The 14,916-nt window shown below is 61.0% G+C and carries 21 protein-coding genes; 2 read left to right on the top strand and 19 right to left on the bottom strand.

The window, feature by feature from the left end:
* Positions 1–50: 50 nt before the first annotated feature.
* From SPHV1_RS00245 to SPHV1_RS00185, 16 genes are all read right to left on the bottom strand, one after another.
* Positions 51–1,307 (bottom strand): hypothetical protein, encoded by a 1,257-nt coding sequence (locus SPHV1_RS00245; protein WP_054944144.1) that lies wholly within the window; start codon positions 1,305–1,307, stop codon positions 51–53.
* A 116-nt stretch (positions 1,308–1,423) separates the two neighbouring features.
* Positions 1,424–1,723 (bottom strand): hypothetical protein, encoded by a 300-nt coding sequence (locus SPHV1_RS00240; protein WP_054944143.1) that lies wholly within the window; start codon positions 1,721–1,723, stop codon positions 1,424–1,426.
* Positions 1,724–1,823: 100 nt separating this feature from the next.
* Positions 1,824–2,507: an antirestriction protein ArdA gene (locus SPHV1_RS00235; protein WP_054944142.1), complete on the bottom strand. Its 684-nt coding sequence runs from the start codon at positions 2,505–2,507 to the stop codon at positions 1,824–1,826.
* Positions 2,508–2,595: 88 nt separating this feature from the next.
* The gene (locus tag SPHV1_RS00230) at positions 2,596–2,853 is read right to left on the bottom strand and encodes a hypothetical protein (protein ID WP_054944141.1); all 258 of its coding nucleotides are present in this window, start codon (positions 2,851–2,853) and stop codon (positions 2,596–2,598) included.
* Between the two features lie 3 nt (positions 2,854–2,856).
* Positions 2,857–3,126, bottom strand: a complete 270-nt coding sequence (locus SPHV1_RS00225) for a hypothetical protein (RefSeq protein ID WP_054944140.1) — start codon at positions 3,124–3,126, stop codon at positions 2,857–2,859.
* Between the two features lie 2 nt (positions 3,127–3,128).
* On the bottom strand, positions 3,129–3,254 hold the full coding sequence (locus SPHV1_RS25945; RefSeq protein WP_255352242.1) for a hypothetical protein: 126 nt from the start codon (positions 3,252–3,254) through the stop codon (positions 3,129–3,131).
* A gap of 3 nt (positions 3,255–3,257) precedes the next feature.
* Positions 3,258–3,431, bottom strand: a complete 174-nt coding sequence (locus SPHV1_RS24735; protein WP_156367168.1) for a hypothetical protein — start codon at positions 3,429–3,431, stop codon at positions 3,258–3,260.
* Between the two features lie 3 nt (positions 3,432–3,434).
* Positions 3,435–3,680 carry a hypothetical protein gene (locus SPHV1_RS00220; RefSeq protein WP_054944139.1) on the bottom strand — a complete coding sequence of 82 codons (246 nt, stop codon included), beginning with the start codon at positions 3,678–3,680 and terminating at the stop codon, positions 3,435–3,437.
* Between the two features lie 327 nt (positions 3,681–4,007).
* Positions 4,008–4,373: a hypothetical protein gene (locus tag SPHV1_RS00215; protein WP_054944138.1), complete on the bottom strand. Its 366-nt coding sequence runs from the start codon at positions 4,371–4,373 to the stop codon at positions 4,008–4,010.
* A gap of 72 nt (positions 4,374–4,445) precedes the next feature.
* Positions 4,446–4,649, bottom strand: a complete 204-nt coding sequence (locus SPHV1_RS00210; protein ID WP_054944137.1) for a hypothetical protein — start codon at positions 4,647–4,649, stop codon at positions 4,446–4,448.
* The gene (locus SPHV1_RS00205; protein WP_054944136.1) at positions 4,646–5,458 is read right to left on the bottom strand and encodes a hypothetical protein; all 813 of its coding nucleotides are present in this window, start codon (positions 5,456–5,458) and stop codon (positions 4,646–4,648) included. Before SPHV1_RS00205 ends, SPHV1_RS00210 begins: the two co-directional genes overlap by 4 nt.
* 109 nt (positions 5,459–5,567) lie before the next feature.
* Positions 5,568–6,197 (bottom strand): hypothetical protein, encoded by a 630-nt coding sequence (locus SPHV1_RS24730; protein ID WP_156367167.1) that lies wholly within the window; start codon positions 6,195–6,197, stop codon positions 5,568–5,570.
* 3 nt (positions 6,198–6,200) lie between these two features.
* Positions 6,201–6,398 carry a hypothetical protein gene (locus SPHV1_RS24725; RefSeq protein ID WP_156367166.1) on the bottom strand — a complete coding sequence of 66 codons (198 nt, stop codon included), beginning with the start codon at positions 6,396–6,398 and terminating at the stop codon, positions 6,201–6,203.
* On the bottom strand, positions 6,395–7,114 hold the full coding sequence (locus tag SPHV1_RS00195; RefSeq protein ID WP_156367165.1) for a methyltransferase: 720 nt from the start codon (positions 7,112–7,114) through the stop codon (positions 6,395–6,397). The genes SPHV1_RS24725 and SPHV1_RS00195 overlap by 4 nt, the downstream gene beginning before the upstream one ends.
* A complete protein-coding gene (locus tag SPHV1_RS00190) occupies positions 7,111–7,374 on the bottom strand; it encodes a hypothetical protein (RefSeq protein WP_156367164.1) in 264 nt (87 codons plus the stop codon). Before SPHV1_RS00190 ends, SPHV1_RS00195 begins: the two co-directional genes overlap by 4 nt.
* Positions 7,375–7,978: 604 nt before the next feature.
* Positions 7,979–8,656 carry a hypothetical protein gene (locus SPHV1_RS00185; protein WP_054944133.1) on the bottom strand — a complete coding sequence of 226 codons (678 nt, stop codon included), beginning with the start codon at positions 8,654–8,656 and terminating at the stop codon, positions 7,979–7,981.
* A gap of 396 nt (positions 8,657–9,052) precedes the next feature.
* Here SPHV1_RS00185 and SPHV1_RS00180 point away from each other — a divergent pair, with 396 nt between their 5' ends.
* Together SPHV1_RS00180 and SPHV1_RS00175 are read left to right on the top strand one after the other, a co-directional pair.
* Complete coding sequence (locus SPHV1_RS00180; RefSeq protein WP_054944132.1) at positions 9,053–10,048, top strand: glycosyltransferase family 4 protein; 996 nt, start codon at positions 9,053–9,055, stop codon at positions 10,046–10,048.
* Between the two features lie 70 nt (positions 10,049–10,118).
* On the top strand, positions 10,119–10,553 hold the full coding sequence (locus SPHV1_RS00175; RefSeq protein ID WP_156367163.1) for a hypothetical protein: 435 nt from the start codon (positions 10,119–10,121) through the stop codon (positions 10,551–10,553).
* Between the two features lie 215 nt (positions 10,554–10,768).
* Here SPHV1_RS00175 and SPHV1_RS00170 read toward each other — a convergent pair whose 3' ends face one another.
* From SPHV1_RS00170 to SPHV1_RS00160, 3 genes are read right to left on the bottom strand one after another with little or no spacing between them, the layout of a single operon-like run.
* Positions 10,769–12,076: a PepSY domain-containing protein gene (locus tag SPHV1_RS00170; protein ID WP_054944130.1), complete on the bottom strand. Its 1,308-nt coding sequence runs from the start codon at positions 12,074–12,076 to the stop codon at positions 10,769–10,771.
* Positions 12,073–12,651, bottom strand: coding sequence for a hypothetical protein (locus tag SPHV1_RS00165; protein WP_054944129.1), 579 nt, complete (start codon positions 12,649–12,651; stop codon positions 12,073–12,075). The genes SPHV1_RS00170 and SPHV1_RS00165 overlap by 4 nt, the downstream gene beginning before the upstream one ends.
* Positions 12,651–14,750: a TonB-dependent siderophore receptor gene (locus tag SPHV1_RS00160; protein ID WP_054944128.1), complete on the bottom strand. Its 2,100-nt coding sequence runs from the start codon at positions 14,748–14,750 to the stop codon at positions 12,651–12,653. The genes SPHV1_RS00165 and SPHV1_RS00160 overlap by 1 nt, the downstream gene beginning before the upstream one ends.
* Positions 14,751–14,916 lie beyond the last annotated feature (166 nt).

Below are 14,916 nucleotides of genomic sequence, written 5' to 3'. Positions count from 1 at the left end.
CTCCGATAGGGGGCAGGACTTAACCCGCCCCTGATTTCCACGATAGGGGCTTAGGCCGCCTTGCTGGCACGCAATGCCGCCTCGGCCCGCGCCACCCTCGAAACCATGCCTTCGAAGCGCTGCGCCAGGTTAATGACGGCCTGCTCGGAGCGCTCCGCCCTCGCCTGCAATGCGGCATTGGCGTTCCGGGCCTCGTCGCGTTCCCGCATAAGCCGGGCAACATCGCTGGCACGTTCCGGCTGCGACGGGTCCGCCATATCCCGGCGGAGCTTGGCCAGCTGGGATCGCGTGACGTCATGGGCCTGTTGCCGGGCCTGAGTGGCGGCACGCGCGGCGGCGATCATTCGGCGGGCGCGTTGGGCACTGGCGAGGCGGCGCGTCTTGGCCTTGCGGTAATTGGCCGCGACCTGATCGAAGCAATATTGCAGCGCATCCCGCTCCGCCCTCGCCTCGCGCGCCAGATCGGCAACTCGCAGTCGTTCGGCCTCCGCTTCGCGATACGCTGTGTTGGCGGCCTCAAGTGCGCGGCGGTCCAAGTCCGCCGTTTCGCGCCTGGCCTTGCGCTCCGCCCATGCCCGGCGGATTGCCCTTTCGTGGGCCGCGGTGCGCTTTGGCTGCGCTTCCACGATAGGGGTGATGTCCGATTGCGCCGGTAGGGCATCGACGCGCGCCTCGAGTTCAGCAAGGCGGGCTTCGATTTTCGCGATAGGGTCCGTGGTCATCTCGTTGACGTCACCGCAATGATCGACGCCGGGCAACTCGCAAGTTTGGCTTGACGGTTCAGGAGAGGCGAGTTCCGGCCCGCTGGGCGCGTCGACGGCTTCCACCGCCTCCGATGCCATAACGACGGGCTCTTGCGCTTCCTGCGCCGTCTCCGTGCCAATTTCAGGCATCGGCGCCGCCTCAGGTTCTGCAACCGGGATAGGGGCCGCCTTCACTTTGGCCTTGCGCGGTGCGCGGACCGGCTTCAATCCGGACCATTCCTGCACTTGCTTCGCCGTCATCGGCAGCTTCCCCCGCTTGTCCGCCGGTAGGGGTAAGGTGCGGATGACGTTTCCGTCATCGTCGACGATTTCACAGATCACAACTTGGGGGACGCCATAGCCGGGCATCGGGATGACGATTTCGCCGCGCACCTCGATTCCCGCTGCGGTGTATTCCGCATTGCCGGGAATGGCGATGCCGTCGCGCTGGGCCAGCCATTGCAGATAGGCGCGCACCTCGCGAGCGGTCGCACTGCGCGGTTTCTCCGCAAGTTTGCCGGTAGCGGCTTCAATTCCGGTTGTGACGTCGAAGAGATTGAACATTGCCCTAGTCCTTTCATTTGCCGGTCAGACGGGACCGGCGACCGTTGGCGAAGCGCCACCGCCGAACCGGGAAGACCCGGCGCGGGGATGGCGGGCGGCCGAAGCCGCCGCGCCCTTTATTCCTCGTCGCCCTCCGGTTCTTCGATCCACACCCAAGCCGCAACCCATGTGCCTTGGTCGCCTGCGGACGTTGCGGGCTCGTCGTCGATTTCAATATCATCGGTGCCGTATTTCGCGTTCGCCTCCTCCCGCAATCCCGGGTCTGCGATGCCATCGGAGACGGTGGCAAGAATGGCCGTTGCCTTGACTAGAGCAAGGCGCGCCGCTTCGCGGTCGCTGTCACCACGCAAGGCAGCATCGGCACGCATAACGGCATCCTGCAAGGTGCGGAGATCGGGGGTGTTGATGAATGCCATGTGTCCTATTCCTTTCCTCGTGCCTTGGCTCATCAGCGGAGGGCTAGGCGGGCCGCTCCGGACCGGCACCCGCGATAGGGGCGCCGGTTTCGCCGGGGAATTAAAACTCGCTGGCGTTGGTGACGATGAACCGGTCATCACCCGCTTCAACTTCGGCAATATCGCCACCGAGGAGCAATTCGCGGCCAGCGCGCTCCCAATCGATGCAATTGAATGGCCATTGCCCGGCGCGCTCTTCGAAGTTCTCTATGGTCTCGCTGGCCAACTCTTCGGCGTAATCGGCCGCAAGATTCCATCGGTCGCTCGAATAGGTGCGGACATCCCCGCACCGCTCGATTGCTTCGGCGACCTTGTAGCCGAGACCACCGACAAGCCAGAACAGACCGCGCCGTTTATCCTCGTCGTCATCGTTCAAGACTTCAGCGATTGCCGCCACCTCATCCAGATCCGGCCATTCGGACGAGATGAGTCCGGCAAATCCTTCGTGATCATGGATCGCCCATTCCTCCGCACTGGCGAAAGGTTCGCCGAGTTCGCCGCCGCATTCGTCGCATTCATCGTCAATGCTCGAATCTACATGCTCGCTTTGGATATGTCCGCAAGACGTGCAGCGTGTGCGTTGGACGTTGGGGCAAGGTGACTTGGCCAACATCTCATTGATGGCCTGGCGCAGTTCATCGCCTGATTTGCCGTCGCAATCGATCCAGACGCCATGCAAGCGGCCATTGTTGTAGGCGGCGAGGCAAGCGGCATAGATGCGCGTTTCGGTCTGGGTTGCGGTCATGAGCATTTTCCTTTTCCTTTCGTCTGCCCTGCCATCATCAGGCACCGCGCGGGCGTTGCGGTGCGACGGGACCGAAGCCCCGTTTCGGCTAGTTCAATTCCTTGATGATCCACGCGCTAAGAAATTCGGGGCAATGCTCCCAATCGTAGGCCTCAAGCTGCTCGCCAGCCTCAAAAGCCTTTTCGCATGGCTCTATTGCGTACATCAGCGCATGACGAAGTGACGGCGTGCCCATGCGCACCCGGTAGGCTTCGGCCTTCGCCTTGGCCTCTTCGCTCAAGCTGCCGTCTAGGTAGGCCTCCCAAAGGCACATAGCGGTTTCAAGGTTCGCTTCGGTGTAGGGCATGGCTCAGGCCTCCCATGCTTCGGCATCGTCGTATCCGTCGATTGGCCATGGCATCGGCTGGCCCTCATGTTTCGGACGGAAGGGGCAACAGATACCGCCAAAGTCCATCCCCTGCATTGTCGTTTCCCCGGCCTCGATATCGAGGAGCGTGGCCAGCGCGAAGGCCATGCCATTTCCTGTCGCGCACAAGGCACGCTCAAAGGTTAAGGCCTTATCGGGGGCAACTGACTGCAGCGCCTCGAGCATCTCGTCTAGCTTCAACTGGTAAGACATTGTCAGGCCCTTTCGAGCATGGCGCACAAGGCGCAGTAGGAACGGAGGGCGCGGGGCAAGTCATGGGCCAAGCTGGCCACGGCAAAGCCTGCGCCGAGGGCAAAGAGTGAGGGGATTAGGGCGGCCATTGCTCAGGCCTCCGCGGCAAGGTTGAACGGGGCAACACTAGCAAGGCCGCAATCATCGAAGTCGACGCTGCACCAGCCGTTGCGCGTCATCCGGCGAAACGTGCCAGTCTTCCCGGCCAGCAAAGCCAAAGTGCCGACATAGCGGACACGCTGATTGCGTTTGAACGGTGCTTGCATCGCTCAGGCCTCCCGCTCGCACTGGAACGACAGGCCCTTGGCGGCATCACTAAGCGGCATGGCGCCGAAGCAATCCGAGACGGTCAAGCCGTGGTCGATGACATAGGCGTCACCCTTGTAGAGCATGACCAGTTGCCACCGATCGGCGGCGCCCATGCCTACCCAGCTCGAAGAGACGACAGACGCCACGGCGGACCATGCCAGGCCGGCGGCGATGACTGCGGGAATGATGATTGCGAGCTTGCGCACTGTCCTTGTCCTTTCATGGGGGCGACTGTTGCGCCGCCCCCTGTCCTTTCGTTTGCCGCTGTATCGCGCGGCGCCGATGAGTGGATAAAGACACGTTGCGCGCTTCAATGCAAGTAAAAAGTGACGGAATACCGCAGAAAAACGCGGGTCCTACCTATAGATGACAGTCATGATATGCGCTTAGGGACCGCATTATTTCAGAGTGACTTCAGTTATACTGTTTACGTTAGTTAGAAGAGACAGTTCTTGATCGTCATTTGATCGCCGCAGGCATAGAAAAAGCCGCCACGCAACGCGCAGCGGCTTCTCGCTTCGATGAGCTGTTGATCAGGGCAGTTCGGCGATTTTCACCATTCGCGCGCCGAGCTCGACACCTGGCATAGACTCTGACTTCAAGATGCCATTGATCTCACCTTCGCCTACATCCCCTTCGAGCACCGCAACATGCTCGACGTCGCCCTGCATGCGAAAAACATTCTCTAATTCTTCACCCGGCAGATCGGTGTTCCAAACCCAGCTTCGGACCCTGGCGAGGATCTTGCCGCGATCTACCTCGTATGTGCCGAGATAGGCCATGGCGGAATCGCCACCAAAGACACGGCCACTTTCGAGAACAACGATGCCTCCCCAGATCAATTCGTTCTCGGCACCAACCGAGCCGCTCTGGAATTTCCACATACCTTCGACAGACATAAATCCCCCTTGAATGGTGAAACGCCAGGAGAATTTAGGATCGCTTGGTTACGAGAACCAGAATTTCGGGTGTTAATATTTATCCACACACCCCGGTTCGGCCTGCTCGGCCTTCGCCTTCTCCCGCAGCCGGTCGATAAGCACCGGCACGACGTTTCGCAGTTCGATCAAGGGAATGTCGGTGCTCTGTGAGAAGGCGACACGGTCGTAGAGCCGCTTGGCATATTCGAGCAGCTCCTCATCGGTCATTTTGTGGTGCTGATCGAGGTAAGTCATGTGACCGCAGGCTCAGTCGGGCCAGCAATGCGATCCAACATGTACCCGATCGCCGCACGTATTGCGGCATAAAGGCTAAGCGCTTCGTCTTCGGATTCGATGCTATCATCAGGGTGCATCAGCGGATTTCGATGTAGGTCTTTAAGACCCTTCAAAACTTCAATTACTTTGGGATCACCGACCTTGAGATCGGCCATCTTTCTGAGATAATCACCAATGTTTCTTGACTTCGGACGCTGATCAACACTTGCAACTTCATCAAAATAACGCCGCAGTACGGATTCATTCGCGCGGTGAAAATGGAAGCCAGCGGCGGTAAATAGCTCGAATGCCAGGCATCTTGCGCCAGCGCTAACATCATCCATGGCCTGTGGAACTTTAACAGGGAGACTTTTAGGAAACATCGCAGCGCCGTTGTTAGTCATGCTCAGTACATCAAATCCACCTTTATTTCCAACAAGATAAAGCGGCGAGTTCTGAAGTTCTGCGAGAAGAACTGCTTCAAATTGACGGAATTTCGCTTTCAGATTGATGATCGCCCACTTAGTTACTGGGTCCTTGAAATTATTGGTATTCTCTAGGTCCGCATTCATATTTTCTAGAGCTTCGGACAAATCCTGCGCCGATTGGTGTAAATTTCTGATGCTTTCACTGAAGGCGCTATTATTGAGAAAATCTGTGATAGCTTGGAGAGCTGCATTGACCGGGAAAAAAACGTCAATCTTGCGGCAATCCTCTTCTTTCATCACTCCGATCGGCCGCACCTTAGCGCCTAGTTCATAGAGATAAGCACCGTCGATCTTGAACATAGTATCACCTCTAAATGCCCGGCCACACTGAATCGATTCGCCAAGACCAGTTCGATCCTATTAGCATTATCTGATTGAAAGATGGCGAAACTCGAATGGAGGCATGCGGTCACCATCCAAACATACGATTGATTTCGTTCTCATCGATGCGGCCTTCAGTCGACTGGCGCCGGGCCCGCTTCACCAAGCCGTCCCAGAAGCGCCAGAATCTGAGTTGCAAGTCTTTGGTCCAGCCCTGACGCTTCGCGAGACGGAAGAAGCGGTGATAGGTCCGGCGCATCGGGGAATGGGGCGGGACGTAGCGACGCCAATGATCGGAGCAGAGCCATTGATCATTGGCGAACCGGCCCTTGGCATCAGTGGTACGCTTGCAGCCCTCGATCGCGCAGGGGTTTCGGTCCCGGTGTTTGCTGCAGCGATAATCACGACCGACGAGGCCCTGCCCCATGCTGACGCAACTCAGCTCGCGGAAGGCAACATCACCGCAACAGGCGCAGACCGGAGCCTGGACCATAATGCAGCCTTCGAACTGAGCCTGAAGCTGCTCCGATGCTGCCGGGACCTGTACATTCAGGAATCGCTCGATCGCGTTGCGTGACCAGCGCTGCCCAGATGTCGCCGGAACCTTCCATTGGTAGCAACGATCTTCACGGCCAACGTCTGCCTCGCTGTGATCGATGAAGAGGAATCCCCGCTTCTCCGGATGGTAAATCTGAGCGCGAGAGGTGGTGGTGATCACGGCCTACTCCTTCCTGTCTTGCGGACGCCGCCTGAAGAGCCAATCCGACCACGAACCGGAACAGGCGGTGCAGATGTGCCCGAGCCATGGCGGCTTCCCGGTGTTGTTGGAGCTTTCGAGCTGGATCCAGCCATCGGGCACACCGGGCGTGCCAGGCTCCTTCCTGTCGCATCGGTCACAGGTGAAGGTCCTAGAGATCATGCAGACACCCCTGCCTGGCGGTGTAACTTCGCCAGCCCATCAGGCGTGTCCGGATAGTCGCCTTCGATCTCGAATTCGCGCCGGCAAGGTCCGATCCAGTCGAACTGTTTCACGGCATCGCTTTCGTGGGCCCAGATCAGGGCCGAACATGAAGATGCCGTTCCGGCCTTGCGCTTCGGGTTTTCTTCGCTCGGATCCGGATCGCCTGACCGTACCAGTCGGCCCTTGAGCATCACGACCCGTTCCGAGAATTGCAGAACGAAGGTCGGCGGCCGGCGCGAGAACAATTCGCGATACCGATCCTCACCTTCGAGGAAGCCGGTCCGGCAGATAACCACGACACCTTTGCTGCTCGTCGCCAAAGCCCGCTCGATGAACTCCTGCGCCAGGCGGAACGGCGGGTTCATGAACGTCCAGTGGACTACCTCGAGCGGAATCGGGAACAGGTAGTCCACCACCGGAAGACCTAGCCCGTAGTCGTGGACATCGAAGGCTTCGACGTCACCGAAATATTCTTGCAGCGGCCGAAGCATGTGACCGCGGTTTACACAGGGCTCCCGACAAGTCAGTTGCCCGAGCCGTTCTGTCGTCAAGCGGCGGGAAATGAAGTCGCAAAGCGCGCGGACCGCCCAGGGCTGTGATGGAAAGTCGTCGAGGCTGTCGTGCGGCTCGCTGCGCTGCTGCATGACGGCGGAGGAGGTGTTCTGGCCGGTCATAAGCCGTTAACTCCATGCATCTGGCCGACATTTTGGAGAAACACCGCCATCCCTTCACCATAACCCAAACTGGACAAGAGTTCGGTCACGAGGCGATCCAAGAGCCGATGCGACTCCTCGCGATCGTGCTGCATCACGATTTCGCGACAGGCGGCTGCGAACTCGCTTGGGGAAATGACCGGCAGCGAGCCGATCGAGATAGGCACGGCGGCCTGCCCAGCGATCTCCGAAATCGAGGCTTGTGTCATAACGCCATCCATTCTGCGCTCCGCTGGTCGCATCTGCGCTGTCGATGAAGTCGTATTCCCTCGCGACCAAGACGCCGCGCATGTGATGAAGTACCGGCGGCCGATTGCCGAGGTACGGTGCGATCTCGTCCATGCGCCGGAACCAAGCCTCGCAGCCCACGGCCGCATCCTCGCCGGTTCCAGTCCAACCCAAGCAGACGCGAGGATATATGTCGCAAAGGCGCAGTAGTCGATCGATCGGACCGTCCATGTGCCAGAGCGGCGCCCCCTTGGCTGGTCCGAATGGCCACTGCGGAAGTAAGCTGTCGTTTAGCTGGGAAGGCGCGCCCGGCGCATCGGGTATCACAGCCCACCGCCCGGGCATGAAAAGCCGAGACTCCAGCCACTCGAAATAGGGTGTCCAGTCCTCCCGCATAAACCATGGCTCGCCGCGCTTCAGCGCCGCCTTCCATTCGGAGAACGCTCCATTGTCGAAACATGATGTCGGGGCTTATCGCCTCGACTACCTCCACATCGTCAGGACGCCAGAAGCTGACACAAAAAGGCCGCCTAGGACCAACTGCCAGCAAAGCCGGTTTCGGCGTCATAGGGGTGCCATTGTAAATGACGGGCCCAGTCATGCGGCCTCTCCAAACAAGTCCATCTGCTCCGGCATACCCAGCACTGCGCCCCACTGCTCAGCGGCGGCATCGGCCATGCCCGGGAAGGTCTCGCTGCGCAGCTTCGCCCGATCCGGTCCCGGTGGCATGCGATGCACCCGGCTCCATTCCTTGTGCTCTTCAGTCCCGGGCCGAGGTGGTGTCAGTTGGTTGGTCGGCTTCAATTCCGGCAGTGCGACCAGTTCAAATCCTGTCGCCTTGAAGAAGGGATCGCCGAACCACCAAGGCTGGACGAACTGCGTCTGCCCGCGGCGGGTGAGTTCTATGGCATAGCGGTGCATGACGGGGTTCTCGATCGCCTTGCGCTTGATCGGCGCATCCCGGCATGTCCGGTAGAAGGACGATGCTTCATGGAGTTCGGCCCAGCGGCCCGGGTCTCGGCCGTTGATCTTCTTCCCGCCGATGTAGAGCCACTTCACACCGCTGTTGCACAGGATCGTGCAAGGCGGATGCATCACGGCCAGCAAGTCCCAGCCATCTTCGAAGTGGTCGCGCAGATCGCCGCGGATATGTCGATTGCTGCCATCGTCGGCCGCTTCGAGATCGCATGACCAGGCATCGAAGCCTCTGGCGAGGAAGGCACGGCGCATCACGCCAGATCGTTCGCAACCAATCAGGACGCGTGGAGCCGTCATTCCACATGCTCCCCAACGCTAGACACGTTTCGCGCGACTCGCAGGGATTGCGTCACCAGAATTTGGACCTTGGAATTGTCTACATCACTGAAATACAGTGATTTGTGCTCTCCTACTCGGGGAGCCACTTTCTTCCTTCCTCCACGAAGGGAAAAAACAAGCGGCCTTAGGGCCGCTATTTTTTTGCCCGATGCAAACGAATCGCCCTCTCGCAATGCCGGACCGATTCGCCGAACGGGGTAGCCCCATCTAATCCGAAAGAAGTAGATCAGGCCGGGCTGCTATCAGCCCGCATGACACCCATGTGCCTTGTTGCACCGCAACATCGACTGCCATACCCGAAGATGCGCCCGGCCTCCTGACGCTTGGCCGATCGCATGAAGGGATCGGGTATCCATGAAGATCCAGATCTATTGCCGCAGCTTCGCTCCAGCCGTCGGCGGAATGGAAAAGCTGATGGAAGTGCTGGCCATGCAGTTTCATCGCGAGGGCCATGACATCGCCGTCGTCACCGAGACCGAAGGCAGCGCCGATCTGCCCTATCCGGTACATCGGCGACCCGGCTTCGCACGCTACCTCTCTCTTTGCCGCGACAGCGACATAATCCTGACCGCACCGCTGTCGATGCGGCGCATTCTGCCCCAGGCGCTATCGCGAAGGCCGATCGTGGCCGCCCCGCCCGATCCCTTCGTCTGGACGAACCGGAAAGAGCGCATCGCGGCAGCGATCAAGTGGTGGGCGAGCGCACGCGTCGATAACATCGTGCCCAGCCGGTACATGGCGACGCGCTTTGCCCGCGCCACCGTCATCATGAATCCCTACGACGAGGAGACGTTTCACCTGCCGCCCCCCGGATCGCCGCGGGAAGGCATTCTTTTCGTCGGCCGCCTCGATGCGCGCAAGGGCGTGTCGCTGCTCGTCGAAGCCTTTGCGAAGATCGCCGCACGCCAGCCGCAGGCGCACCTCACGATCGTCGGAGACGGGGACGAGCGCGACGCCATCGCAGTGCAGATCACCGGACGGGGCCTTGTCGACCGCGTTACCCTTGCCGGAACGCTGCGGGGCCACGCGCTGGTCTCCGAAATGCAGCGGCACGCGATCATGGTGGTTCCCTCGATTACCGAAGAACCTTTCGGGATCGTGGCGCTGGAAGGGCTCGCCTGCGGTTGCCGGATGGTCATTGCACGCTCAGGGGGCCTCCCGGAAGCGGTCGGCCCTTTCGCCCTGACGTTCGCGCGGGGCGATGCCGATGACCTTGCCGCCCGCCTGATCGAAGCCCTTGGCGAGCGGGAGCCACCCTCGCCCGAATCCGTCTCGCGCCACCTGCAGCAGTTCCGTCCCGCAGTGATCGCCCGCCAGTACCTGGAAGTGCTGCGCAGCGCCGCCGCCTAGAGCAGGCTTGCCTTGGTCACCCAGGAGGTTCAGCCTCGCTGTATCGGGACAGGCGAAGGGAGCAGAGGCAATGACTGGCATGCGACTTGGCAAAGCGCGTCGACTTGGTTTGGCCGGGGCGCTGATCCTCCTGGGCGCGGCGTCGCCCCTTGCCGCGCAGGACGCTTTCGAAACGGCCCAGATCCTCTCCGGCACGGCGCAGCAATCGGGTGCGGGCCGCTCGCTGGGCTCCGCTATTTCGCGCAGCATGAACGCAACCGCGCAGGCCATCGAAGGCGGTCAGGTTCGGCCGGCCCGGATCGAAACAAGCAGCAGTCGGCGACACAACTCACGAAGCAGCGCCGCAGTTCCAAGTCAGGTTGCCCCCGTTCCTGGCGGTGTCGATGCCCTGACGAGCACCGATGCGCCTGCATACCGGACCGACAGCGGCGCGACGATCCGCACGAGCGGCGGACTGATCGCAGCGCCTACGGGCACGTGCGTCGAAAACTGCCCCGAGCCCTGAAGCAGGCGCAGGCATTTCAGGTCGGCAATCCGGAATGCGGATTTGCTTACGGCACACAAAAAAAGCCCGGCGGGGAAGCCGGGCTATTTTTGTGTGGAGATATGGCAAACTGTGGGGTTTGAGCTTGTTCTACCGCAGCTCTTGAGCGTCATAGTTCTTCCACGCTGGTTAAGAATTATCGGCTCATCATGGTTAACAACCAGTTTACGTTTACCTCAGGAAGCTAACGTAGACTTCTTGAAGTAAGAAACCTTGTTATATTTCAAGACGATGAAGGCTATAAAAACGATAAGATAAATAATCCAAAAAATCGCAGCGAATGGCGCTTCGTTACCCCAGGCATGGCGCGCGATATACGTCGCGGCCAGTGCGAGTGGCGCTCCCCAGACCACGCCATCCCATCCGGCCCGCAGAACCGGCTCGTCGCGACCACGCCTGCGGCGCTTTCCGAGCCAAATATATGTGCCCGTTGCACAGATCGCGGTGAGCGCCGCTCCGAAGACGACATAGGCGATTTTCACCCAGAGCCCGCCGAAGTTGCCGAAGTGCAGGTCATATGTCGATGCCGCGGCCTGTTGACCCAACGCGCCATCGGCCAGCCCGACGGTGCCGGTGAACCGCCCCCCGGCGTCGAAGCCGTAGTACTCGCCGAAGATCAGTCGCCGCTCGGGCTTGCCGATCAGCCGCATGGCCTGCCCTGCGGTCTGCGGGTCCTCTAGCACGACGTAGTCCACGGCCACGTCCGGCTGGGCGCTGGCCATGTAACGCAGCGCGCTCGCCACATCGGGCACTGGCGCGGCCGCCTTGTCGGGCGTGGGTTCCTCACCGAAGATCGTCGCGAAGACGGCCTCGGTATCGCCGCCGTAGCTTGCACTGGCGACCGAAAAGGCTGTCAGGCTCGCCAGACCGATCGCAGCGCCAGTCAGGGCGATGGCGATCGAGAACGGCAGCGTCCACACGCTCAGGCGGTTATGCCAGTCGGCGAGCCCCACCCCGCCCTTGTCCCGCGCGCGCAGGCGGAAGGCGTCGCGGAAGATGCGCGGATGCGCCACGACACCGGACAACGAAAGCGCCAGCATCATGACACCCAGCCCCCCGACAATGGAAATACCGATGAGGCTGGGCAAGTTGAGCTTGTAATGCAGCGCTACGAGGAAGTCGGTCCACGCGATCTCCTCCGTCTCTGCCAGCGAACCGTCAGGATGGAGGTGGCGCGCACCGTTGTCCGTGGTGATCGTCGCGCGTGGCAGGTCCGCGCTGGGCATGTGCACGTAGAGATGACCGGTCGCCGGCTTGCCCGCCTCGGCGGCCAGCATCGCCTCCACCCCGCGCTGGACCGCATCGGGCGAGATATGCGTCATTTCCGGCGCGGCCGATTGCTCAATCCGCTGCAGTTCCTTGGCGAACACGCAGATCGTGCCTGTAAGCGAGACGAGATAGAGCAAGGCCCCGGCCACCAGTCCGATGGCAGCATGGGCGGAAAGGGCGCGCTTGACCGTACCCGGTTCGATGGCGGCACTCATGTCATGGCTCCGATCAGATAGGCGGGAACGGCCGCGACCGCAGCGATGGCGAGCATGACGACCTGGCGGCGGCGGTTACCGGTCATCATCAGAGCGTAGGCGAGCCCCATCCAGGCCAGCGGTGTAACGAAAAGGCTGATCGCGTTGGCGTTGGCCTCCCCTGCCCCGGCAACAAGTGCCAGCAGACGCCCCGCCATCGCAAGCGCCAGCGATGACGCCAGCGCGAGGATCGCAACGAAGGTGAAAGTCACGATGCGCCGTCCGATACCCAGCGGAGCCCCGTTCTCGGGCAGCATGCCGACCCGACGGTTCGATGCCAGTGCCTTGCCCGGCGGCGACGTCCAGGCTGCCCATCCCAGAAGTACGAAAGCCAGCGCCATCGCTACAATGGCCTCGACCGCAGCCCCCCACGCACCGGCGCTCGCCCAGCCCAACGCGGTGGACAAGGCCAGCGAGCCCCAGGCCGCGAGGTTGAGACCATGCGAGCGGGTGCGACGCGACCATGACCGGCGCAGCATCGCCACGCCTGTCACTGCCAGCACCGCGCCGAGAGAGAGGACCGCGTCACCCATCATCAGAAGTGGTAGCTCACCGTTCCGAACACGTTGCGCGCTTCACCCATGAAGCAGTCGCCTCGGGCGAGACAGGAGGAGTAGAAGCGCTTGCCCAGCAGGTTGGTGGCATTGACCCGGAAAGACCAGTTCTGCCAGTTCACCTCGGCCAGCGCATCGACCAATGTGTATCCGGGCGTGCGAAGACCATCGGGGAAGGCGGCGCCATAGGAGCGCTGCGCGCCGGTGTGGCGCACACCGCCTCCCAACAGAAGCGAGACGTCCGCAGAGAGCTGGAACGGCCCCGTCGCCCAGAGCGATGCATTGTACTTGGGCACGTTGTCGAGCTGCTGCCCGGTCCCTGCCATTTCGGCCTTGTTATAGCTGAAGTTCGCAAGGATCTGGAACTCGCCCGGCAGTACGGTGCTTCCCTCGACCTCGATACCCTTGGAGAAGGCTTCGCCGATCTGCCTCATGCCGGTAATGACATTGCCGGGATTGTCAGGATCGTCGATGGCCACCGAGACCGGGCGATTGCGCTCCTTGATGTGGTAGGCGGTAATCGTCAGCAAAGTCGCTTCGCCCGGATGGAACTTCACGCCCGCCTCGAACTGGCGACCGCGCTTGGGCCGGTAGACATCACCGTCGACAGTGGTGCCGGCAATCGGCTCGAAACTCTCGGTAAAGCTGAAGAACGGCGAGACGCCGGAAACCAGCTCACCGATTACGCCAGCGCGGAACGAGGTCGCACTGTCATCGATGGCCTTCACACCGAAGCTGCGCGAAGTCACCTTGTCTCGGCGAACGCCAACGACGACGGAAACCCGGTCGGCAAAGCGGGCCTGGTCCTGCAGATAGAGACCCAACTGCTCCTGCCTGGTATCTTCGGACAGCGCGGACCCTGGCGGCAGACCGCCGCCAAAATCGCTCAGGGCATCGCGGTCGATATTGTAGATATCGATAGTTTCCCTAGCCCTGCCGCTGATCTTGCGAACGCGGTTCCAGCTGTAGTCGACACCGGCCAGCAGCTTGTGCTCGACAGCACTGCCGGTGTTGAAGTCGAACTGCACATTGTTGTCGGTTGAGAAGATTTCCATCCGCGCCTTCGAGCCCGAGGCAATCAGCGTGATCAGCCGCTGGTCTTCATCGAGATAGGGATCGGTCGGGTTCGAATAGCTGTTCGGGTAATGCGAGAAATAGGTCAGGTCGCTATCGATGTAGCGCGTCTTGAGGTTGACCTTCACGGCATCGCTGAAGCGGTGGCCCAGCATGGCCGTGCCCTGCAGCAGGCGGCCGTCATAGCGGTCCCATCCCGGCTTGCCGACGAACAGGCTGTTCTTCAGCCTGCCGTTGGGATTGGGCAGGATCGTGCCGACCAGCGGCAGGAACTGTGAGGTCGAGCCGCCGTCATCCTCCTGATAGAGGCCGATAAGCGTCAGGTCGGTGCGGGCATCCGGGCGCCAGGTCAGCGACGGCGAGATCATGACGCGGTCGTCGGGAACGTGGTCCGTCTGCGTACCGGAATCGCGAACCCGCGCGACCACCCGCCCGGCGAGCGTGGACGAGATCGGCCCGGTCAGGTCGGCCAGCATTTCCTTGCGATCGTGCGAACCGTAGAGCAGCGAAACATCGCCCGCGCTCTCGAACTGCGGCTTCTTCGATTCCAGGTTGATGATGCCGCCGAGCGAGCCCTGACCGAACAGGACCGATGCCGGGCCGCGGATCACCTGCACGGACGAGAAGTTGTACGGATCGGCGCGAATGCTGGCGTAGTAGCTGTAGATGTCACGCATGCCATCGCGGAACTGCAGGGCATTGATACCACGCACGAAGCCGCCATCGACGCGGCTGTCGGGGCCATAAGGGTTGGACTGGACACCCGCGACATAGCGCAGCGTGTCGCTCACCGAAATCGCACCCTGGGCGGTATAGAGCTCTTCCGGGATCACCGTGACCGGCTGCGGCGTCTGGATCGCCGGGGTATCCGTCTTCAGGGCCAGACCGCTGTTCTCGCGCTCACCCGTGACAATGATGTCACTGCGAACATCCGCAGCTTCCTCTGCCATAGCAGGCAGCGACACCAATGCCGTGCAGCATACGGCCATAATCCGGATCGTCTTCATGAAATCCCCTGTTGACTGAACGGTGCCCAGTTAACGCGAGTCATTCTCATTAGCAAGTCCACCCTTGCAATTTATCGTTGCGCATCAATGGCAATCGCTTGCACCCCGCAGGAACGGCGCCCTTGCGGACACAAAAAAAGAGCCCCGGAGGATCACTCCGGGGCTC

It is taken from the genome of Novosphingobium sp. KN65.2, assembly GCF_001368935.1.
Lineage (GTDB): Bacteria > Pseudomonadota > Alphaproteobacteria > Sphingomonadales > Sphingomonadaceae > Novosphingobium > Novosphingobium mathurense.
The sequence above is the reverse complement of the archived record's forward strand: the minus strand, read 5'-3'. Positions and strand labels throughout refer to the sequence as shown.